This window comes from Undibacterium sp. Di27W (assembly GCF_049340345.1).
Lineage (GTDB): Bacteria > Pseudomonadota > Gammaproteobacteria > Burkholderiales > Burkholderiaceae_D > Undibacterium.
This window is the reverse complement of record NZ_JBMPOS010000005.1, coordinates 173,880-194,869: the sequence shown is the minus strand read 5'-3', so window position 1 is coordinate 194,869 and position 20,990 is coordinate 173,880. Positions and strand designations below refer to the sequence as shown.

At 53.3% G+C, this 20,990-nt stretch carries 20 protein-coding genes; all 20 read right to left on the bottom strand.

What is annotated here, in order from left to right; translation table 11 throughout:
- Window positions 1-74: 74 nt before the first annotated feature.
- The gene (locus ACO0LF_RS12430; RefSeq protein WP_423014389.1) at window positions 75-3,692 is read right to left on the bottom strand and encodes a hypothetical protein; all 3,618 of its coding nucleotides are present in this window, start codon (window positions 3,690-3,692) and stop codon (window positions 75-77) included.
- Between the two features lie 2 nt (window positions 3,693-3,694).
- Window positions 3,695-3,973, bottom strand: a complete 279-nt coding sequence (locus ACO0LF_RS12425; RefSeq protein WP_423014388.1) for a hypothetical protein — start codon at window positions 3,971-3,973, stop codon at window positions 3,695-3,697.
- 119 nt (window positions 3,974-4,092) lie between these two features.
- The gene (locus ACO0LF_RS12420; protein ID WP_423014387.1) at window positions 4,093-8,148 is read right to left on the bottom strand and encodes a hypothetical protein; all 4,056 of its coding nucleotides are present in this window, start codon (window positions 8,146-8,148) and stop codon (window positions 4,093-4,095) included.
- A gap of 166 nt (window positions 8,149-8,314) precedes the next feature.
- Entirely contained in the window at window positions 8,315-8,788 is a 474-nt protein-coding gene (locus ACO0LF_RS12415; RefSeq protein ID WP_423014386.1) for a DUF6631 family protein, read from the bottom strand.
- A gap of 107 nt (window positions 8,789-8,895) precedes the next feature.
- Window positions 8,896-9,660 carry a hypothetical protein gene (locus ACO0LF_RS12410; protein ID WP_423014385.1) on the bottom strand — a complete coding sequence of 255 codons (765 nt, stop codon included), beginning with the start codon at window positions 9,658-9,660 and terminating at the stop codon, window positions 8,896-8,898.
- Window positions 9,661-9,694: 34 nt separating this feature from the next.
- Window positions 9,695-9,883: a DUF7210 family protein gene (locus ACO0LF_RS12405; RefSeq protein ID WP_423014384.1), complete on the bottom strand. Its 189-nt coding sequence runs from the start codon at window positions 9,881-9,883 to the stop codon at window positions 9,695-9,697.
- Window positions 9,884-9,893: 10 nt separating this feature from the next.
- Entirely contained in the window at window positions 9,894-10,337 is a 444-nt protein-coding gene (locus ACO0LF_RS12400; protein ID WP_423014383.1) for a phage tail terminator protein, read from the bottom strand.
- Window positions 10,337-10,750 carry a gp436 family protein gene (locus ACO0LF_RS12395; protein ID WP_423014382.1) on the bottom strand — a complete coding sequence of 138 codons (414 nt, stop codon included), beginning with the start codon at window positions 10,748-10,750 and terminating at the stop codon, window positions 10,337-10,339. The genes ACO0LF_RS12400 and ACO0LF_RS12395 overlap by 1 nt, the downstream gene beginning before the upstream one ends.
- A 1-nt stretch (window position 10,751) precedes the next feature.
- A complete protein-coding gene (locus tag ACO0LF_RS12390) occupies window positions 10,752-11,222 on the bottom strand; it encodes a hypothetical protein (protein ID WP_423014381.1) in 471 nt (156 codons plus the stop codon).
- Window positions 11,223-11,302: 80 nt separating this feature from the next.
- Window positions 11,303-12,220 carry a Mu-like prophage major head subunit gpT family protein gene (locus ACO0LF_RS12385; protein WP_423014380.1) on the bottom strand — a complete coding sequence of 306 codons (918 nt, stop codon included), beginning with the start codon at window positions 12,218-12,220 and terminating at the stop codon, window positions 11,303-11,305.
- 57 nt (window positions 12,221-12,277) lie between these two features.
- Window positions 12,278-13,363, bottom strand: coding sequence for a phage protease (locus tag ACO0LF_RS12380; protein ID WP_423014379.1), 1,086 nt, complete (start codon window positions 13,361-13,363; stop codon window positions 12,278-12,280).
- Window positions 13,364-13,567: 204 nt separating this feature from the next.
- Window positions 13,568-14,113 (bottom strand): phage virion morphogenesis protein, encoded by a 546-nt coding sequence (locus tag ACO0LF_RS12375; RefSeq protein WP_423014378.1) that lies wholly within the window; start codon window positions 14,111-14,113, stop codon window positions 13,568-13,570.
- An 86-nt stretch (window positions 14,114-14,199) separates the two neighbouring features.
- Window positions 14,200-15,366, bottom strand: coding sequence for a phage minor head protein (locus ACO0LF_RS12370; RefSeq protein ID WP_423014377.1), 1,167 nt, complete (start codon window positions 15,364-15,366; stop codon window positions 14,200-14,202).
- Between the two features lies 1 nt (window position 15,367).
- On the bottom strand, window positions 15,368-16,930 hold the full coding sequence (locus ACO0LF_RS12365; RefSeq protein WP_423014376.1) for a DUF935 domain-containing protein: 1,563 nt from the start codon (window positions 16,928-16,930) through the stop codon (window positions 15,368-15,370).
- A gap of 15 nt (window positions 16,931-16,945) precedes the next feature.
- Entirely contained in the window at window positions 16,946-18,739 is a 1,794-nt protein-coding gene (locus ACO0LF_RS12360) for a hypothetical protein (protein ID WP_423014375.1), read from the bottom strand.
- Window positions 18,736-19,245, bottom strand: coding sequence for a DUF1804 family protein (locus ACO0LF_RS12355; protein ID WP_423014374.1), 510 nt, complete (start codon window positions 19,243-19,245; stop codon window positions 18,736-18,738). The genes ACO0LF_RS12360 and ACO0LF_RS12355 overlap by 4 nt, the downstream gene beginning before the upstream one ends.
- Window positions 19,245-19,571, bottom strand: coding sequence for a hypothetical protein (locus ACO0LF_RS12350; RefSeq protein ID WP_423003633.1), 327 nt, complete (start codon window positions 19,569-19,571; stop codon window positions 19,245-19,247). Before ACO0LF_RS12350 ends, ACO0LF_RS12355 begins: the two co-directional genes overlap by 1 nt.
- Before the next feature lie 9 nt (window positions 19,572-19,580).
- Window positions 19,581-19,823: a TraR/DksA C4-type zinc finger protein gene (locus ACO0LF_RS12345; protein ID WP_423014373.1), complete on the bottom strand. Its 243-nt coding sequence runs from the start codon at window positions 19,821-19,823 to the stop codon at window positions 19,581-19,583.
- Window positions 19,813-20,361 carry a hypothetical protein gene (locus ACO0LF_RS12340; RefSeq protein ID WP_423014372.1) on the bottom strand — a complete coding sequence of 183 codons (549 nt, stop codon included), beginning with the start codon at window positions 20,359-20,361 and terminating at the stop codon, window positions 19,813-19,815. The genes ACO0LF_RS12345 and ACO0LF_RS12340 overlap by 11 nt, the downstream gene beginning before the upstream one ends.
- Complete coding sequence (locus ACO0LF_RS12335; protein WP_423014371.1) at window positions 20,358-20,990, bottom strand: transglycosylase SLT domain-containing protein; 633 nt, start codon at window positions 20,988-20,990, stop codon at window positions 20,358-20,360. Before ACO0LF_RS12335 ends, ACO0LF_RS12340 begins: the two co-directional genes overlap by 4 nt.

The window sequence follows — 20,990 nt, the reverse complement described above, 5'->3', positions numbered from 1 at the left end:
AGGCCAGATAAGACTGGTGCACCTGGCATGTCAGAACTAAAGTATTTAACTGTTGTGTTTGGCATGTTTTACTCTCAAGGTTGATCAATGTCGCCACGCACTAGCAGCGTGAATTTGTCATTGTTTGTGGTTGGTGGACCTTGCAGGATCGTCCTGGCCACCCAGATCGGGTTAGTGGCCCCTATAGTGTTAAAGCGAAGCACATTGCCCACCGCCCAGCCCGAACCAAAGCCGATCGCTTTCAGCGTGAAATAGGGAACGTTGGCAGCTGGATTGATTGGTGAACTATCGGCAGTGGTCGTGCCTGTGCCTATAACTCCCACGTGCTCGCCGATGATGTCGTAGCTAGTGGTGTTGGTAAATCGAATTGCCCAGCGTTCAGTCAGTGCGCCTTTGTTGGTTACCACAATAGGGGCAAGGGTGTCGTTGTATGTGCCTTGTGCATCTGCACCGTTGACCGTGTCTTGCCAGGCGTTATTGAATGTCGCCTGGTCAAACAGCACAGACACGCGGGCGTGGGTGTCACCAATAATCATGGCGCTTGATACATAGGAACCCACAGGGAAGTTATGCGTTAGCGCCCTGGATAGTGTCAATTGCCCGTTAATCTGCGCATCTGTCACCATGGCCATATCTTCAATACGATGTTCTACCGTCACGGGCATAACGTAACTTGATACATCTACGAAAGTGATTGTTCCGGCTTCCAGGTCTTGGGTGTAGCCTGTATTAATCACCTGGCCATTGCCAGCTATCACACGAATGCGCGACAAGCGAACCCTGGCACAGTTGATGGTCTGGCCGTTGACCACTGTTCCTGGATTAATGGTGGCCGTATGCCCGACCACCACAAAGCTACCCTGGCGGAAGATAGGTACTTTGCCATCTGTGGGCAGGCGCACTGGATCAAGGCCCAGGATGTTTTGATCCAATGGCAGATAGGAATAGCCTACCGCGTTGTATCTTAGCGAGTCAGTTTTAACGGCACTGGTCTTGACGTATTTAACGCCAGCGATACCCAGGTAGGACAAGTTCATTATGCCTGGGTCATTGGCGTGGGTGTCGTCCACCGCTGCGCCAAAGCGGAGGGAGCAAATACCATTGTTAAAATCAACCACGCCAAAAACACCCGAGGCCGGATTGTTGATGATGCCGTTAATATCAGGCGACACTGAGAAATTGTCCCCGTTTTGCTTTGTGCCATCCAGTGAAAAACCACCGTTAAAGAGTGGGGCAACTGCTGTCCTGAATGTCACAGCATCTGTCAGGGACGCTGTCCCTTCAGAATCAATACCAGCGATGCCGTTGGGCGCGTTGCTTGCACCTGCGGCCCAGTCTGTCAGGACGACACCATTCACACTGGAAACCGCACCTATAGAACCACACAGCGTGCCTGTGCCTGTTGTCGTAGATATGTCCCTGACCAGGCGATTATCTGCGGTAACGAAATGCCTTTTACCGCTAAGGTTAAATGCAGATGGCACTGGTGCACTTGGCATGAACAGGCTATCCAGCGTGAAATTGTAGGTTTGACCTGTGCCATCAGAACCGACGTACATCAGTTCTGCAGCGTTGTGCTGTGTGCCGACCCACCAGGCCCAGGGGGACGTTATTTCGCCAGGTGGAGTGGTTGCGCCGTTCTGGATATTCAATGTCCTGATGTACATGCTCTTGCTGATGACCTGGCCCACTTGCACCGTGCCATCTGGCAGAAAACTGGTGCTTTGGTAGTTGTTTTCTTCCTTCTTGTAACCGCCTATGGTTTTAAGCAGCGTGCATTCGCCTGTGGTGTAGTTGATTGTCCCGACTGTGAGATTGCTGTCATAGTTAGCGATCTGCAGATGGCCTGCACCGTCGTCCACGACTTTGAGCAGCTCTTGCTTGTCCACACTGGAGTAATACCAGGTCTGGCCACTGTAATTGGTATAAATGGACAATAAGAGAGTCCTGGGCCTAACTGGGCCAACTACTGAGAAAGTCCAATTCGCACCACCATCAGTAAATGTAGTAATTGCGCCAATCACGGCAGCGGCGTTGATCGTGGCCATTGCTACTGCTGTGTTTTTGACTGGCAGCGACTTTGGACAGAAATGTACTTTGCCTGTTGCGTAGTTGACTGTCCCGGTTGCATCGCCAGTTAATGCGCCATTGTTGTCCGTTGCTGTACGGGCTGCGCCATCATTCCAGGTCAACATGAGCGAACCTGGTTTGATCGCGTCATTGATGGTGACCACTTTGCCAAAGGCTTTGACCTGGTCATTAAGCTGTCCTGGGATTAAGGCCATTGGGCGGGAGGTGGACGTATCTACCCATTGCAGGATGATCTGACTACCTACATCCGGCAATGTCCCCAGGGTCACGGAAACTGTCCCCGTAGAGAAATTAACCGAACCTGCACCTATGACGCTTTCTGATCCACGGATAGCACCAGAACCGTCATCGGACAGCACATACCAGCGAGACAATGCGCGGTAACTGACCTGCAGAGTTCCACGCGCTGGGATGGATGCGATAGAAAATACCCAATTTGCGCGCTGCCCTTGTGCCGTAACAGGTACGCCGACAGAAGAAGTGACGGATGTGGGTGTGTCTGCAGGCGTATAGGTGTAAGTCGTGGAATTCACGCCTGTCCCGAAAATGTTTGTCGATACAGACACCACACCGTTTTCATAGTCGATAGCGCCTACTGCCGTGTCAGAATTAAACAAGACGCCACCTTTGTCATTGACCGATACGCTACCCACGGCCAGGCTGAAAGAGCCAGGTAGTATTTTGCCGCCTATGTACAAGGACTGCGTTTTGTTCAGTGCGGCGTTGACTGTGTTTGTGTATGGGTCACCAGCTTTGAGTAGTGGCAATGCCCGCTGGCTCATGCGTGCATCAGCAATCGGTACTTCAACCTTCGTGCTGGGTACAAGCTGGGTGAATATGCTTGCACCTTTGACGACCAGGTCACCAAGGGCAGCAGCCTGGGTAAGAGGGACTACGCCATAGTAGCGGGCTGCGTCAGCCACGATGGTTGAAAACATACGGGTCTTGCCGATGTATTCGCTTGCGCCCGGTTCGGTGCGGTTGGCATCTAGGCCAGCAAAATCGGCTGTCAATGCGTCGCTCAGCGTTAAAGACACTTCCAGGCGGGTAAAATCACCATTTGTGTCTGTGAAGGTACGGACACGAGAAGACACGGCTATGACCTTGATGTACTGCTCAAGCTGATTAGGCAGGCCGTCATTCTTGCGCATGACCAGAGTGTCACCGACTGCGGGTGCAGGGATACTTTCACGCTGCAGGAGTGTGACGATACGCTGGCCAGCGATGTGGTCGCCAAACAAATTGCCGGGATACCGTGCGCCCAAAGACAGATAAGATTCAATCCTGCCTTTCGCTGATGCCCTGGTATCAAACACCTGGCCAGTGGAAAAAAGGGTAACTGATACCTTGGGGTCTGTTGGCGGCTCGGCCACAATCACGTTTGCGCCAAAGTAGGTATCAACGCTGTTTGTCAGCACAGATGCAAACACCTTGCGCAAATTCACACGACCACCAGCTCTGTCCAGTTCGGATATGTCGGGAAAAATGCTATTGCTAGTACCGTCCAATATGGTCGCGGCAGTCGGTCCGCCTCCACCTTCGGGAACGTCATCCATTACTCTGGATGTCACCAGGGCGACATCGCCTGCTTGTATAGGCATCGTTAAATCTCCATAAACTTAAGTTTCACTAACCAATAATCATCTGCGTCATACGTCGCCATCTGGCGAACCGGCTCAGCTTCCAGCGCTGGCGGTTCATGGTGGCGAAAGACCACGTTAAAGCCCCGGCCATCGTCAAGGGTCAGGCGGAATTGCTGACCTGGTACAGTTGACCAGGCGCGCAAGAGGTCGGCCACGGCCCTGGTGTGCCAGGCCATGCTGTTCTCTGGCGGCTGTAGGCTGATCGGTCGGCCAGCCTGACGGGTGGCGTTTTCGACCAAGAGCGCTCCGTTCAGACTGTATTCAACGGACGACACAACAGGTGTCCATTCGTGTTCATCCACCCAGAGCAGGTCGTGCGATAGCTCCTGGTCTTGGCTTAGCGTTAAATTGCGTAGCATCATGATGCTGTTCCTTTTGCGCGCTTCAGTATGTCAAGCAAGGCGCGTTCGTTACTTGCGTCTGTGGTGACAGGTATGGTCTTGCCGCCGCCCGTTAAATTCACCTGGATAACTTTCTCTGGCCGTTGGTTGGTGGCTGGCCTGGCTGACTGCTTGGCCAGCTCTTTGATTGCAGGATCATCTGTCATCCTGGGAAAGGTTATCTGGCTGAGCAACTGGCGAGACAGGTCGGAGACAGTCGGCGCATTGCGATAGTTGGCTGCCTCTGGTGCAGTCAGGACTTTTTCATCCTCGTGCAGCTCAGCGACATAACCATCTTTAGGAACGCGATCCAGACCACCCTTATGGGAACCATCCACGCGGCGATAGAAGCCACCGCCGCCACCTCCAGGAGCAGCAAAGCCACCAGTACCGCCGCTGCCATCGTTTATCCCGGCGCTGCCCGCTTCACTGGTGTTGATGCCCATGGAATCGGCCAGTGTCTTGGCGCGGTTATAGCTGCGCATGATGCTGTCAGCGCCTGCAGAGGAAAATGCAGTAGAGTTTGCGTCGTACATTTCCTTGTTAGCCTTGGCAGCGTTCCAGGCTGTCTGGGCGCGTTGCTTGTTCTCTGCTGTCGGTTCAATTTTCTTACCGTGTTCAGCGTCAAACAGCATATTGGCAATGTCATTGTCCATTGCAGCAGCACCGAAACCATCCGAAGCGGTACTGGATGCCTTGCCGGACTTATCGACGATAACGCCTTGCTCATTCTCATAATGACCTTTGCTGGTGTAGCGCAGGTGCTCACCGTCAGACGTGGTTACGTCATCCTTGCCAACGGGGCCAAGTCCTGTGTAACGCTCCTTTGAAGCATTTGACTTTGGTGCATAGGTCTCATTTTTTGGGGCAGGTATATCTGCAGGGAGCCGATTTGCATTTTCAGCAGGTTTAGGTGGAACGTTGCCACTGCCAGCGCCAGGTACTTTTACTTTTCCTGCTGCATCAGCAGCCTTATCAAACTTTGTGATCAATCCACCTACAGCATCTCCTGTTTTCTCTATCTCTCCTTTGAGTGCCCCTACTGCTGTCTTTGTGTCGTTGACTTTGCCAGTGACGAGGGTTTGGCTTTGCGCCACCGTGCTAGTGCTACTGTTAATCTGTTCAATAACACCTCGATTCAAGTCATAGGCAACGTTTGTTTCCTTGACAGTGTCACGAACTAATTCCTGCTTAACCTTCTTTTCTTCTACTTGACTGACAATAGCCTGCTGACCAGACAGTTCAGAGCGCGACCAATTCACAGCCTCTTCGGCTTGACGTGCGGCGTCCGCAGCTCCTTTTGCCTTGTCCTTGTAGACATCTACGTCTTCTTTACCAAGATGTAGCTCTACTTCTTTTTCCGCATTTACCTTCTGTTGCAAGCTAATCAGAAGTTTTTGAGAATCGACTGCTACCTGGTAAGCCAATTTAGCTTCTGTGGCCTTTTCAGTCGCCAATTGCTTGTTTATCTTGGCTAGGTTCAGCTCTTCCTTAGCCAGTTCAGACCCGGATTTTCTGTATTCATTTTGCTTTAGCAAGACATCAAGATTTGCACGTCCAACGTCAGCCTGCGCTTTCACCAGGTCTAAGTGTGCCTTTGCAAGATCGGCGTTTGAGCGCGACATATCTGCAGCTTGCTGAGCAAGCCTTGCCATAGCAGCTTCTGCACCCTTGCTCTTTTCTTCAATATCCTTTAATGCCCTAGCCAAAGCCTCGCCGGATATAGTCCCAGCTTTCGCCAGGCGTTCAACTTCCGCCCGCAAGTCTGCAAAATCCTTATCGGTCTTTGCAGTTTTTAACGCTTTCTCAAACAGTTCATCAAATTTGATGCCCACCTCTGCAAGTGCTGGCTTGATGTCTCCAGTCGCTTTTTTTACATCACCCAGAGACGCACCGATCTGGTTTAACTCCGCCAGCGTCTTTGATGCATCAACACCTTTAGAAAATGCGTCTGCCATCGTTGCAGATGTCGCTTTGGTGTTACTACCCAGCTCAGCCACTAGGGCTTTCGCTGTATCGAATTCTTTGTTTAACGGTGCTAGACGATCTTTCCCCGCCAGCTCGACTACTTTTAAACCAGCCTCATTGACGGCTTTTGAGAAATTGCTTAGGTCGTCACTGGACAGACGCTGCAGGCGTTTTTGCAGCTCGTCAAGTTGGGCAGCACTAAGCTGGCCAGCGGCCTGCATATCCCGCAACTTGCCATTCATCGCCTCTGCCTGGGCGGTGAATTCCTTTGTGTTTGTACCGTTTTGGCGCACCGCTTCAGCCAGGCGCAATACTTCCGCCTCGGCTTTGCTAAAATCCGTCACCTCGCCAAGCTTCTGCTGGTAGATTGCCGCATCCCTCAGAGACTGGCGGTATTTCCCCACTGCGCTTTCACCCCTGGCGAACTGGCTAACGGTCTGATCCGCGAAGCCAATCATGTCCTTACCAGTTGCCTGCAGACCGTCGCCCACACCCTGGATAGCCTTACCCCAGTCCTTGTTCACGTATCCGACCAGTTTGCCAAAGCCAGAGATGATTTTGCCGATGATATCCAGGGCAGCGCCACCCATACCAAATATCGTGGCCGTGACCAGGTCTATGCCGTCCTTGAGACCAGCCAACACCAGGGCAATAGTGCCAATCAAAAATTTAAGTATCTGCCCCAGGACTGTAATCTTGTTCCCAGAAGCATCCGTGTAGTGGCCTAGCGTTAAAATTTCCGTACCGACCTTGATCACAAAGCCGAGCAGTTCCATGAAGCCTTTACCAAGCGCTGCAATGGATGGGTAAATTTCTCCGACCATGCCGAGGACAGTATTTAACACGCCACCCATGGCATTGCCGAACGAAGAAACACCCTCGGCCAGCAAACGTGATGCAGCGCCGGACTTGTCGATACCCTGGGCGATCCTGTCGGCATCCTTCAGAAAGCGTGTGGCCGCGTCCACCAGTGCGCCATACGCGGGCAGCAGCTTAGTGCCAATATCATTGGCAAGTTCTTCCTGGTAACGTTTCAGCGACTGGACTTTTTTGCCGACCGTGTCCATGGATGCTTCATACGAGCCTTGCAGTTTTTCAGCCTGCTTCAGGCTTTCGTCCATGACTGCCTGCGCTTTTTGCTTCTGTGTCAGTTGTTCCACGGTCTTGCCGATAGACAGGGCAAATTGGCGCTCTGCGGCCTCGACGTTGACCGTTAAACCCATGTACCGCAGACCAACGGTGTCCAGTTGGGATATGTTGGTAATAAGGCGTGTTAGGGTGGCAGACGAGTTTTCACCTGTGACCACGGCCAGGTCTTGCGCGGCCCTGGCCAATTTCGCCACCTGGGACACTTGGCCTTCTGCTTTGGGGCCGATCTCCAGCCCGGCCTGGATCATTTGTGTGATGGCTTCACGGGTTCCCTGGGTCGTTATACCCAGACCCTTGACCTCTTTTTCATACTTGCCGATCTCCGCCGCGCCATACCCAGCATTCTTCGCCACAACGTTCATGGTAATGCCCAGAGTCTCTGTTCTGGCTGCATACTCGGCAGACTCTTTGAGACCATAGGACACGGCCAGCGCTATAAATGCCGTCATCAACGCGCCGACGTTGTCTTTCAGGATGCCAATGCCAGTTGTGACGGCGGCAGCCTCTGGAGCCATAAGCCCCAGGGCTTTGTTTAACGCGCCACCACCTCCCGCCGCGTCACTGGCTTTGTCAGATACGCCTTTCAGCTCCTGGTGCAGCTCAGCCAGCTTTGACCTGGTGGCATTGGTCACCGATTGCAGTTCTTTACCTGATAACTCACCAGTGTTAGTCAGTTGCTGATGCGCCTGGGTCACCTTGGCGATTTCTGCCCGGATTTCAGCAAAGGAGCGGACACCGATGGCCTTGTATGCTTCGGCCTGGCTGCTGAGTTCAGTAAAACCTTGCTTTCCTGCAGACGCATTTGCACCTGCTGTCTTGGCAGACTCGCCCAGCCCGGTGATTTCCTGGGCTAAGGCCGTGACTCCATTCAGTCCCTCGACCAGGGCTTTAATTTTCAGTTCCAGGACTGTTGACATTACTTCAGGTCTCCAAAATGCTTTACCAATGCTTTGACGCTATCCTCGTCACCCCTGGTAGCAACCAGCATCAAGTGGAACAGCTCACTATCCCGCTGGCTCCTGAACCGGGCCACGCTGCTGACGAATGTCTTGAACTGCGGCCAGGTGTATTCCAGGATGTCTTTCAGGCTGTGGCCTGCGGCGATGAGGGATTGGATGCTGTCTGCCCAATGGCTGTCAGAGCCTGGGCGTTGCTTTTTACTGCGGTGCTGAGCGTGCCTACTGCTTGCAACAGACGAGGCAGCACTCGCTGGACGAAAAAATCAAGGTTGACCTCCAACAGTTCGGACAGCAGAGTTACTGCATCGTCTAAATCCAGGTCATCTACCCAGTCACGCGGCTTGTCCGCCAAGACAGCGAGCAGATTAAGACTGTCGTCTGTGTGCGCGATAACAAGGTTGAGTATGTCAAGCTTTGCAGTTTCAGCATTGCCCATCAATACATAAGCAATTGGCTGGACGGCAGTTAAGACCACAGGAAGGCGACCCACTTTGAAGGGCTGAATCGGCAATGATTCACCCGCAATGATGATGGTTTTAACGGTTGGAATGACCTTGCTCAGGTCGTCTTGTGGCGGTGTGTTATCTGCTGTTGACATGTTCGCTCCTGGTTGTTTGGGTAAGTGCAACCAGTGTAGAGAGCAAACAAAAAGCCCATCAGTTGATGGGCTTCAGTGGGATGCATGCCGTCTAGTGACGGCTTTTTTTAAGCGGTCGATACCTGGAGTATTCGTCCGAATCGGCCCATCTCACCATCGGCAGGCTTGGTGCTGTCAATCAGGACTTCAGCGCTGATTTTCATATCGCCTTGCTTTTCAGTGATCAGAGCCAGTTCTTTCAATGGTTCCGTTTTCAACCTGTACAGCTCTACTATGATGGGTGCACCGCCTTGTGCCAGGTTAATGCCCTCATAGCGGAAGTAAACATCATCCGGTATCTTGCTGAATATTGATATTGAGTTCACTCCGCCATGTGTATAGGCTACTTTGAGCGGCTCGGTCAAGCCTGTGGCATCTTTGATAGTCACCGCGCCGTATACTGCTTCCACATCATACTTGCTTGGGTTCAGTGTCACAGGTGTAGCTGAAGAATCGGTGATTGTCACGGCTGACACTTGAGGGTATTTCAGCGCTATCCGGTCACCACTGACCAAACCGCTTGGCAGCACCTCTCCTGTCACCGTCCCATTCGCTATGAGGCTGCTCTTACCGAAGATCACCTGGCTGACGTTTTCAGGGCTGAAGTCCATCAGTGTCAAATCCAGGTTGGCTTCCTTATCGAGCACCAGACTCATGGATTTGCCGCGCTCGCCAGACCAGGACTCTTTGCGTTCGACCTTGTTTGTTTTAAAAGTGATTTTTGCTTCGTCAACGTCACCGAGCCAGCGCAATGATTTTGGATTGCCGTTGGCGTCTCGCAAGCCAAAGAATGTTTTACCCTGGCCCAGATAGTATTGTGGTTGGTAAGTCATGTTATGGACTCCTTTGTAATGTAGTCAATCCGTTTTATTTCTTGGCGTCTTTGCCGCTCTTGCCGTCTGGTTCCTTTTCCGGGTTGACCAGTTCACCCACACCGACTGCAGTCAGCCATTCAGCATCCATAGGCGACACTGAGATTTCTGCACCTGTCTCATATTTAACGCCTGCATGTGTGTGCGGTTTTTTCAGGCGAACTGCTACATTTTGATTACTCATAAATCCTCCGTTAAGTATTAAAAACAAACTCGGCTTTGAAAACAAATGGGTAATAGCCGTACCCATTTGCGTAATGAGGTGGAACCGGTCTGCTGCGCACCAAGGGTTTAACGGTGTCATCCGGCTTCCATCCGCAGACTGCCCGCAGCAATGAGGCAATCAAAGGCCCGGCAATGCGTCTGGCACCTTCGCCCGTATTCTTAGGGTCAGCGTCATACACAGCCAGAATCACTGCCCAAAGCTGGATGACTGCCTGGGTTTTACCCAGGGTGCCCTGGGGTGATGTGCTTGGATCATCACCAACGTAGATGACATGCGCCGCAGGGGTGATCTGCTGCTGTGTCGCCAGGTCGGCCAGGTTGGCGCATGCATAGACCCCTTGCAAGCCAGGCATTTCTTCCTTGACTCGGGCAATCAAAGGCTTCTCTATGAACAGGTAATCATCAATTGCCATTACCAGTCCCTCCCACCAAACACACTGCGACCAGGTGCAATCTGAACAGTGTCTGCAGTCATCGCCACCTTGTTTTCAACATCCAGGCCGAGTGAACACTTGCCCTTGGATATTTCAGATAACAGCCTGATCCTCTGGTTGTAGCGCTTCGATACCGGGTGATCATCGTCAATCCTGGTGTGTAGGAAAAAACGTGTCAGGTCTTGACTGATTTGCTGCAGGATGATGGGTGTCGATGCGAGAGGCAGCGGGTAGCGTCCCTCCAGGTACACATCGATTTCTGCCTGGGCTTGACTAATAGCCTTGTTGACCACGTCCACATTTACAGTTGATCCTGGCACGTCGCGGTTACTCAAAGAGATAAGCTCTTTTTCGCCAAAGGCATCAATCAAGTCCTGAACACTGCAGTACATATCACTCTTTCCGCAGGTAAGGGTCGCTCATGATGGCTTTGAACTGCTCTTCGGTCAGGTCGTCCAGGTTGACTGGTTGCCCCTGATCGGTGAAGCAGATGCCGCCCCTGTAACGGCGATTGTTAGGCACGTTGACTGTGCGAATATTGACGATGCGGCGTATGTCAACAGCATTTGCGTTTATATCTTCTGCCTTGACTTGCATCAGCGCCTTGACGAGTGACTGGAATTTGTCGTTTGCTGGTGGCTGCTCTGTCAATGCCGCGTCTTGAGTTACTGCCTGGTCTTGCTGGGCTTGCGATTCGGTTTGTTCAACCTGCTTGCCTTCATCACCTGCAGACTGGCCCTGGCCAGATGGGTCTGGCTGCTTGTCCTGGACTGGCTCGGTCTGCGCCTCTTGTTGCCCTTGTCCCGCTGACTGGTCGGGCTGTTTTTCAGCATCATCACCAGCTTTGTCTTGTTTCTTGCCCATAGCTACTCCTGTATGTTCTGTATGTTCCTGTCCCAAGCCTCCCCCCACAACTGGGGGAGGGGCGACACCTGGCTAGTTGGTTATGCGTTCACCCAGGCAGAGTCCAGTACTTCGACCAAGTTGTAATTTGGGTTGTCCGCGCCGTTGGCCATGCGTGCCACTTTGATGACTTCGTTGGCGGCAGAACGGTGGACTGTTGGACAAACCAGGATGGTTGGCGTGATGTTCAAGGGAATGCCGCCATCACCTTTGAAGCCGCGCATCAAGTCATAAGCTTCTTCAAAGCTTGCTTTGGTCAGTGGCTTAGTGCTACACACCGCCATTTGCCAGAAGCCGAAACCAACGTTGGAGCGAGCCCGAACACCGTAACGGTAGATGTCTTTCATGAACACGCTTTCATCTTCATTCGACTGCATTGCAGTCAGCTCAGGTGATGAGCGCTTCTGGAAGATGATCGGTTTTACCGCCCTGGATGTGTCAAGCAGATACCAGGGGGCCACAGCACCAGAGCCAGGCGTAAGCAGGTTAGAGACGTTCTGAGGTGTGCCTGTGCCGTCTGTATTTGGATAGACAGGGTGATCAATGTCAAAGAAATTTTGCCCATCAAAGCAAAGTGTGGACTGCCCGACCTTGAGAATGCCGAACGAATGCTTGTCTGGATAACGTGCAGCACTCAGGCCCATTTCCTGGAAAAGAGGCGTGTACACACCGACATTATCGTCTTCGATGTCAGTACGCTTTACTGACACCGAGCCTTCATACAGCTTATTGGTGATAGCGTAGCCATACGCTGCCATGTCTTTGAGTTGACGTTCACCAATCCATTCTTGCAAATCTGGGAACTGGCCCAACCAGCCGTAGGTATTACTGGCCGACGTACTCGGCACAACAGTGGCTATCTTCTCGTACTGGGTTGGTGCGGACTGCAGTGCGCCTTGAAACGTGTTCAGAAAGCCTGTAAATAAGGCTTTCAGTAGTGGGGGCGTAACTATTGCCATGAAACTCTCCTGATGATGTTAAGTGTTTGTTGTCAACCGTAGTCGATCTACTGGGGCTTACTTGCCGTACTTCTTCTTGCCAGCGGCATAGGCTTCCGGCGTCTGGCCGAGCAAGCGGGCGGCATCCAACTCTTCTGCGGACAGCGCTACACCATCGATTTCACGCTTGGTAGTGGATGTCTGCGTACCTGCAAGGGCGGCGATCTGCGGGGTCGTGGCGATAAAGGCATTCAAGGCAGCCATGTCCTTTGTGCCCAGGTCACGCGCCCATTTTTCCAGGGCTGGCAGCAGTTTTCCTGCGGCCAGGGCAGCTTCAACGACCTTGTCCACGGCACTACCGTTGACCTGGTTTGCTAACGCAGACAGTTGTGTCTGCAGTGCATTCACTGCCTCAATGGGCACAAACTTGGCCGGGTCAGGTGTAGTCGTCCCTGCAGATGCCAGTTGGGCGGACAAGGCTGTGACGCTGTCTTGTTGCTCTTTCGCCTTGATCACAAAGGCATTCAGTGCTGACAGGGCCGTGGCTTCGTTTGCCTTGTCGTCCAGGCCCAGGACTTTCAGCAGTGCTGCTAACAGTTCATTCATTGGTTGCTCCTCTTCTTCATCATCAAAAAAATGGGATGACAGAGCAGCAAGCCTGGCCTGTTGCATCCCGTCTATACCTGCGTAATTAGTCAGTGCTGCCATCGTCAGCTTGGTAATACGACCCGTATTTGCATCAAAATTGATTACCGGACTGATAAACCTGTACTCGCTGGTCTCGATGGCCAGGGCTGCTGCAGGCGTCCATTCCACATCAATGGCAAACAGGCCGACACCGTCACGCCACTCAAGCGTCTTGAACCAACCTGCAGCGGGTGCTGGCTGGCCGTTCTTTTCTTTCCACAAGGTTTGGTGGTCATAGTCGATTACCGCAGGGTTACCACGGGCAGCGGCAGCGGCAATCAAGGTTTGCGCGTTGTCTGCATCCAGTACCCATTCGGTACAGTTACAGCCTTCCATACTTGCGGGGCGGCCATCGATGGCGGTAAAACGGCCGGCTGGCAGCAATTGAATCTCTTTGCCTGCCTTGACATCGATTTGCAAAGACAAGGCTGCTAAAGCCGTGCCGTTGCGTTTTTTGAGTAAGGTTTTTTTGTCCATGTCGCCATGATCGGCGCAAGACAACCTGTGGACTATTTGAAGGGGTTCAGTGCCTTATTGCTTTGTTTTTGTCGGTTTTGAGGTGGGGGTGCCGGGACGATTGGCGGCTGTGGGGCGATTTAACGCGTGTTTAACGCGGTAGAAACAGGATGGCCTGCGGGTTGGTGCGTCCTGACTGGTTTAAACGCCCCAAAAGCCCGCAAATCAATTTTGGCTGTTTATCACGTCTTCGATGTATTCCTGGATGGTTTCGACCACCATTTGCTGGGCCATATCATCCGGTTTGCCGTCGCTGTCTAATGGCATGAACGGTCTGGCCGGAATGTCACCCCACAGGTTAGGGAACTGCGAGCGTGTACCGCCAAACTGCTGCATGGCTGCATACACCATGCTATTACTGACTGTAACAGAATCTGGTGTAGCCACATAGCTAAACTGGCGCATCAAGTCCTTGCTGATGCCTATCAAGGGCTTTTTTGACATGACGCGGTCTGCGCCTTTCTTGGACAGTTTCCCGGCCTTGTTGTAATTGCCGCCGCCCAACTGCTCCAGGTAACGCAATATTGTTGTCTGGGTATTGCTGGCCCAGGGAACGCCTGCCGGGGAAGCCGATTTCTCAAAACTCTGTTTGCTGACTTCCATGAGGTTTTCCCCGATTGCCCGCATAGCTGGCTCGGTGTTTTGGGTAGCGGCCACAATCCTGGACAGCAGGGTCTGGACTACCTGGTCATTGCTTTGAATTTCTAACATTGGCTTTCCTGTGCTATTATTTTAGGCATTGGCGTCACCGTCCTGGACGTAATGGTTGGGGGGAACATACATCAGCCAGATGCCTGCTATGTCTTGATATACATTGACAACAGGTTTAACACCCGGTTTTTCTTGCCCAGGCGCAATTCAAACACCGCCGTTATCAAATCCCCATTTATTTCCTTACTCGCCTTGACCGTGGGCAGCTCATGCTTGGATGCATCACCTGGCGTCAGCTTGTCGGCCTCATTTAACACTGTCAGCACATGGGCAAAGTCGTCCGGCGTTGGCGGGCGCTGCTTGCCGCCATCACGGCTGTGGCTCTTATTGACGTGCCTGGCATACTCACTTTTGAGCATGACCATAAAGCCTGTTGTGTCTTCGCCCACGGCCTTCTGTATGTCGGCAGGATTTTCCACAAAGCCCAGGAACTGGTTTTCTGTGACATCTGGGTTGGCTAAAGCGTCCTTGACGAACTGGACGACATCCTCAGCATGCACAGTCTTGTTCATCAGCCGGGACAGCGCCGTGCTGATGGCCGGGGGGTAAGTGATCAATTTGTCTTGCACCAGCTCCCGGAACGAGGTGGCAATGTTTGCACCTGGCGCATAGTTAAACCCGTCGTCAATACCATCAGTATTGCCTGGCGCATCTGCAGGGCCGCGCCCGTTAGCTACAGCCTTCATGTATACGGTCTTTGTGACTGCGATGACCCGGCACTGACATCCCCAGCCGTTAGGCGGAAAATGCTCTGTCCAGAAAGGATGGTCACGCGGCAGCGTTAAACCGTGCCAGGACTTGTGTAAGGGTCTTGGGAAGGTCACGCTGTCACTATGCAAATACTGCCAGTACGGCTTTGCTTTTGCCAGCTCAGGGTCATTTAGCTGTTGCCATCGCCCGGCGGCATAGCTGGCGTTCATGTTTGTCTGGTAAATGACTTTGGTGCGCCAGGCCGTCCTGGCTTCCGACTCTTCCCCAGTCCAACCCGTCCAGCCGTTCTTGGCAACGATCTGTTTAAAGTCCTTCTTGAACGCCCCTAAGCCAGTGCCTTGCTCGATGCCCTTTTGTATTGCATTGTGCAAATCCGTCAAAAGGTCTGCAGTTTGCGCGCCTGCGACCATAAAGCCCCGGTCATGCGCCTGGCGCACGATGTCGTCCCAGCGCTCAGTGGGCAGATTCAGCTTTTTCTTGAAGAAGGTAAGCTGCTCCTGGAACGGCTTGTTCCATGGTGGGAGTTGTTCCAGGTCTGCCACGCTATCGACCTGCCTTTACTTCATACATACCTGCGACCAGGGCTGCGGCAAAGCCCTGCGCCATGACCGCCTGCAGGTCTTCCAGGGGCAGGCCCGCATAGGCGTTAAGCAGGGTCGCCTGTAGCGCTGGCAGGCTATCGGCTTCATTGACCAGGCTTTCTATATGACTGACTACCGCTTGCCAGGCTTCCGCTGCTTCTTGCTCAAGCGTCACGGCCTGGGTGTCTGCTGAAGTTTGCTGGTTACGTGCGCTGAGTGCAGCAAAGGCACTCAGGCCCAGCGCTTTGCCTTTGATGTTGGCAGCGCTCGTCCCTGGCATGCGTACCAGGATAGGTTCATCTTTCAGTGGCGCTGGGATGCCAAGCTTCTTCTGTACCCAGGAAACTGGAACAGGTGTGCCTACGTCCACCAGGTTAGGCAAGGCCGTGGCAAAAGTTGTAAAGTCTTCTTTCTCTGATGTGTCAAAGACCAGTAATGGTAAGCGTCGCGGGTTGGCATTCGGTCTGTTTAACGCTAACAGTGAATAGAACAGGTCGCGGCCTATGGTCGCGGCAACTTGCTTTGCATCTGAATCACGCAGGTCGTGACGTACTTCATTGTGAACGGTGCCAAGTGCATTGGTCGAGGACTTGCCGTCTGCCTGGCTGGTTAGTGTTCCGCCCAGGACAGCCTTGCTCACAGACCTTTCTGCCCAATCACTCATGGCGAGATGTGGATCATGTGTACCTCTTGCCGCCTGCTCAAACTCTATTTTCATTCCCTCCGGGATGATCCCGGCTGCAGCGTGGCCGATCTCGGTCACGGCCCGCAGCAGCGTTGCTTTCTCTTTTTCGCCCGTACCTGTTGGGTAAGTACCCAGACGAATGGGAATACCGTAAATCTCCAGCAGCTCGGCCAGGTCACGGATGGCGAAGTTTTTAAACAGGTAGGGCCAGGCTAGTACCCGGTGCAGGCCACAGCGGGCAATATAGCCCGACTTAGCCCGGTGGACGTGCTTTATCCATCCCATAGGGATCAGCTCTGCACCCAGGGGGCTACTATCGCGCAGACGCAGTTCATCCTGGTTGAACTGCGCCAGGCGGAACCAGGAGGCGGGCCGATGATGCAAGGCAGCGGGTATCCACTGCTTTTCTATCATGCCCCATTCCATTTCCACATTTGAGTACCCGTAGCCTATGCCATCCATCAGGGCGAGCAGGCAATTGCTAAAGCCGCTGACCTGAGTCATGATTTCGGTCAGCCAGGCTGCGTCGTCTTTTTCGGCTGGCGTTGCATTCTCTGGAGGTTCTATTTTCCAGGGAATGGTTAGGATAGCGTTCTTACGTTTGCTGATCTCGCTGAAGATATGCGCGTCTTTCTCTTCCATGTCCGCAAACAAGTCAGCCTGAGCCTGGAGGTTGCCGCGTTCTGCTTCCTCCAGTATCTGGGCAAGCCTGTAAGGCGTTAAACCCCGGCTTGGATGGTTCGCATACTCGGTCGGTAATGTGGCTATGCGGGCCGTCTGTGGTTCGTGCAAGATTTCCTGCTGTATCGGATTGCCGTTGATATCGACGATTGTTCCCATTGTTCCTGCTCCTGTTTAATATCCGCCCCGGCCCTGGTAGTCGGGGGTGTCGTCTTGCGTCCAGTCGGAGGCAAACGAGCGGGGCTCTTCGTTTCGGCGTTTAACGCTCTGGAATTCAAACATGCCCGCGCCCCTGGTGACTGCGATCCAGTGCAACAAATGCAAAGCCGTTAAACCGTCATAGTGGTGATTCGATTGTGGTTCCGGCCAGGTGTCCAGCTCGCTGAGTAACTGGATCAGTTTCGCGTGTAGGATGATCGTCGGGGCAAATTCATCTGTGATATATGGCTCTATTGAATCTATCCTGACCTCGGCTGGCACTGTGGCAGTAACACCAATCAGCGGTAGTGCCACACCCTTTGTTAGTCCGGCTTTAATGAAAGACTGGCGGGAATGTTCATAAGCGTTGTTGTTCTCGAACGCAATACCCAGGCACTTAAATTCTCTTTGCATGTCTATCAAGTCAGATTCCAGTTTCGATGGAACCCGGCGCTTTATCCATGCCTCCATAACGTGCAAACGCCTCGTAGTAGGGTCAAGGCCGCCAACCAGGATAGAGGATGGGTCTGATGTCTGGCCTTTACCCATGGATGGGTCACAGGCTCCAAAGATCAGCCAGTCCTGCAGGCGCTTCACCCAGAAATGAATCTTGTTAAATACCTTGTCTTCATCTGTCCGTGGGTCACCTTGCATCTCGGTGTTAAACGCCTTTGATGCCGTGGCCCGCTGACGCATCAGCCAAAACAGAGACCGGACTGTGGGCCAGGAGGTGACTGCACCTTCATCCATGGCGGTCTTATTTGCCAGGTAGAAGCGATAAGACACCAGGTCATCATTGGCAACGACCCGGTTACTCTTGGCTGCCTCTGCAGCCTGGGCAACGTCTGCGTTACGCATCAGCTCCTCGCACTCGGCCCACAAGTCCATATTGCTTGGCATGGTCTGGATGGCGCGGAAGTGATGAACGATATGACCGATAGTGCGCTTGGCCCGGCTGATCGGGTCGTCCTTGTCCAGGATAGTACCGACGCCCAGATATTTAACGCTACCGTCAGGCGGGCCGAGGTAGTCAATGGCCTTGCTCAGCCAGCTCCAGCGGTTGTCACGTTCAGTCGGGCTTTTGGCTTCCGCATCGGTGATCAAGTCATCACCCAGCAACAGCTTTGGGCGGCTGGCTCCGTGGAACGTTCCGCGAATCGCTTGTTCTGCACCGAACGGTTCTACCTTGACATTGGTCTTGGTAATGAATTCGCCGACCTTCCATGTCGGGCCTTTGCCGCACACTTCCGGAAAATCCATGGCGAGGGCAGCATTAACCGTCAGCTCTGTTTTAACGACTTCCAGCAGCTTGGTTGGTAACTTGGTCTCAGCTCCCAATAGAATGATGTAGTCAATAAAAGTAGGGGCTGGATCACTCCAGCCTATTTCTTTCCTGATTTCTTCCCTTTGCAGGAGCGCCTGAACTGCAATCCAGACTGGCCCGATCTTGGTCAGCATGGATGACTTTGCCTCACCCCTGGGAGCTATCCACCATTCTTTAACGCCCCCAGGTTGCCTCAATAGTTGCGGATAGCGTTGGCAGAACTGGCCCTGGAATAAGGACGGCTCACCCCTGATATGGTGTGGAAAGTAGGTGTAAGCAAAAAACTGAAAGTCACCCATCAAGACACGCTTGCGGCGCTCGGCGATGGCAGTCTTAGAAGCATCCAGGCCGATGTGGTGCGCTTCTATGTCCCTACGTAACGCGGCTGTCAGCTCTGCAATCTGGTTCTTGAACTCAGTGCTGGTAATGGAAAAATCAAGGTTCATTTTGTCTTGGCCAGTAACTTGGGTAATACGTCTGCAAATGGCTCTAGGATTTCAACAAAGGCTCCGCCGTGTTCTGGGTAGCGCTCCTGGACAAACTCCGCCAGGCCACGCAAGACCAGCATGCCAATCGCCAGAGCGTTGGTTTCTGGCAGAAAGCGTTTCATCGCGGCCATGGACTTATGGATGTTATCCATCAGGCTGGACAGCAGCTCGACGCGCTGGACGGCAGGCATTTTGTCGTCGGCCTTGATCAAGTCCAGGACACTGTTAAATTGCACCAGCATTTCCGTTAAAATCTGCTGGGACAATTGTTCGACGTTGCCGCCTGCCAGGGCCGACGCACTTTTAAGCTTGTCCCAATCGTCGCCAGTCTCCAGGGCCTTTTCTTTCCAGCGCCGGGCGGTTGCATACGCGACGCTGGCCAGCTTGGCCGCCTGCTCAAGTGAGAGACGATCAAATACATAGTGCTTGCGCACCTTGGCACGCACGTCTGCGGGTTTTGCCATTAATGCCCCAGCTTTCGTTTAATGATTTCAACAATGACAGCGACACCGACACTGGAGCCTATACCCGCTATCACTCCAGCGCGGTTGCTGCTCGTCTCTAGGGCGCGGATGCGCTGCTCGTGATCTTTAACGCTTTCGGCAATCTTTGCCGGGTTGGCCACCTCAATGACGCGCAGGCGGCTTTCGTGACCGTCGAGGCGTTGGGTCAACTTTGTATCCAGGCTGGCCAGCGCAATTTCCTGGCGTTGGGATGACTGTGCCTGTGCATCCAGCTTGGCTTCCATCCGGCCCAGGATGCGGGCTAAATCGTCGTTACTTATTTGCATAGAGTTCCTTTAACGCCTGAAAATTCTTTGTCTTGCATCGTTTCGCCTGGCGCAATCAATGCACATCTGGCACCCTGGGGAAGCCTTGCGTCGTTCTGTTGATATCGGTTCGTCACAAACAACACACCACTCAGCGCTGACTTGCGGTGCCTTTGCCTTCAGGCTGGCCAGCCTGGCCAGCTCCGCTTGAATCGCGCCTTCCCGGTTTTTTTCTTCCAGGTCGGTGGCCTGGTCGGAGATATCACTGCTCATGCTCTGTGCTGGCCTTTGCGGGGTTGACGTGCCAATCAATCAGGGCGTCAAGCCTTGCCCGGCAGACGTTGTACTGGGCTGCGGCGCTGTTGATCCAAGTGGCGATGTCGGTATCAGTGGCAATGCCGGCATTCGTCTCAACAGGCCCGCTGGAGGCGTTGGACAGGGTGGCAGGCTCACTACCTGCTGCGGCGCGGTTGAGCAGGCCGACAGTACGGCCATTGAGGCAAGCGCGGCCAGTGGTGCTTTTTTGGATTTCACGATTTAACTCCGTTTTGGTGATGGAAAGGCGCTGCTCAGTTACGTCCAGTGCGGTCTGCAGCGCATCGGCCCTTTCATTAGCGGTTTGCAGACGCTGCAGGGCAGCTTGTGCGGCCTGGGCTTGTTGGTCGCTATGCTGGGCTTTAACACCTGCCATCGCAGCTTTAGTGGTTTCTATTTGCGCGGTGTCAAAGACGTGCGTAGCAGCAGCGCCTATGGTCATGCCGAAGACAACAGCAAGCAGGTCGAACCAGCCGAGGTTTGAGAAAAATTTCATGGCTGGCCTACCGTTCTGCCCCAGGCTGAATATCTGTACTGGAAGCTGTTGAGGATGCGATCTGGATAGCCCAGGTTTTCTGCGCAATGGATGCGGGCGCGACTAGCAAGGCCACAGGCGGCGTCTATAGTGTCGTGGTCGCGTGCTGGCCATACCAGTGAAGCTTCCTTCTGCCAGTGGCCCAGTCCACCGTTATAGCTGCGTTTCATCGCCCATAGTCGGTCAAACTCAGTATCACCATAGACGCGCTGATATAACCAGTAGTCATATCCGACCAGTGACCGCATCGACCATATAGGATTGCGGGGCTGACAGTCAGCCGCACTGATACTGTTTAACGAGCACCACCATTTGGCTGTCGCTGGCATAAACTGAGTCATACCAAGTGCGCCGACCTTAGAGACTGCGCCTGGGTTCCACCCGCTCTCCTGGTGTATCTGGGCAGCGAATACGGGAACTGGAGCATCAAGACCCCATACAGACCGGGCAATGCGTGTTAAGTCATTCCTGTACTGGTGGGCTGCCTTTGGGATTTCTTGTGCCTGGACTGACGATGTACACCAGATGCACGCCAGCATGACATACGCAAACAGCGTCGGTATCGAGAATGCGGGTAGGAAGTGGCGCAT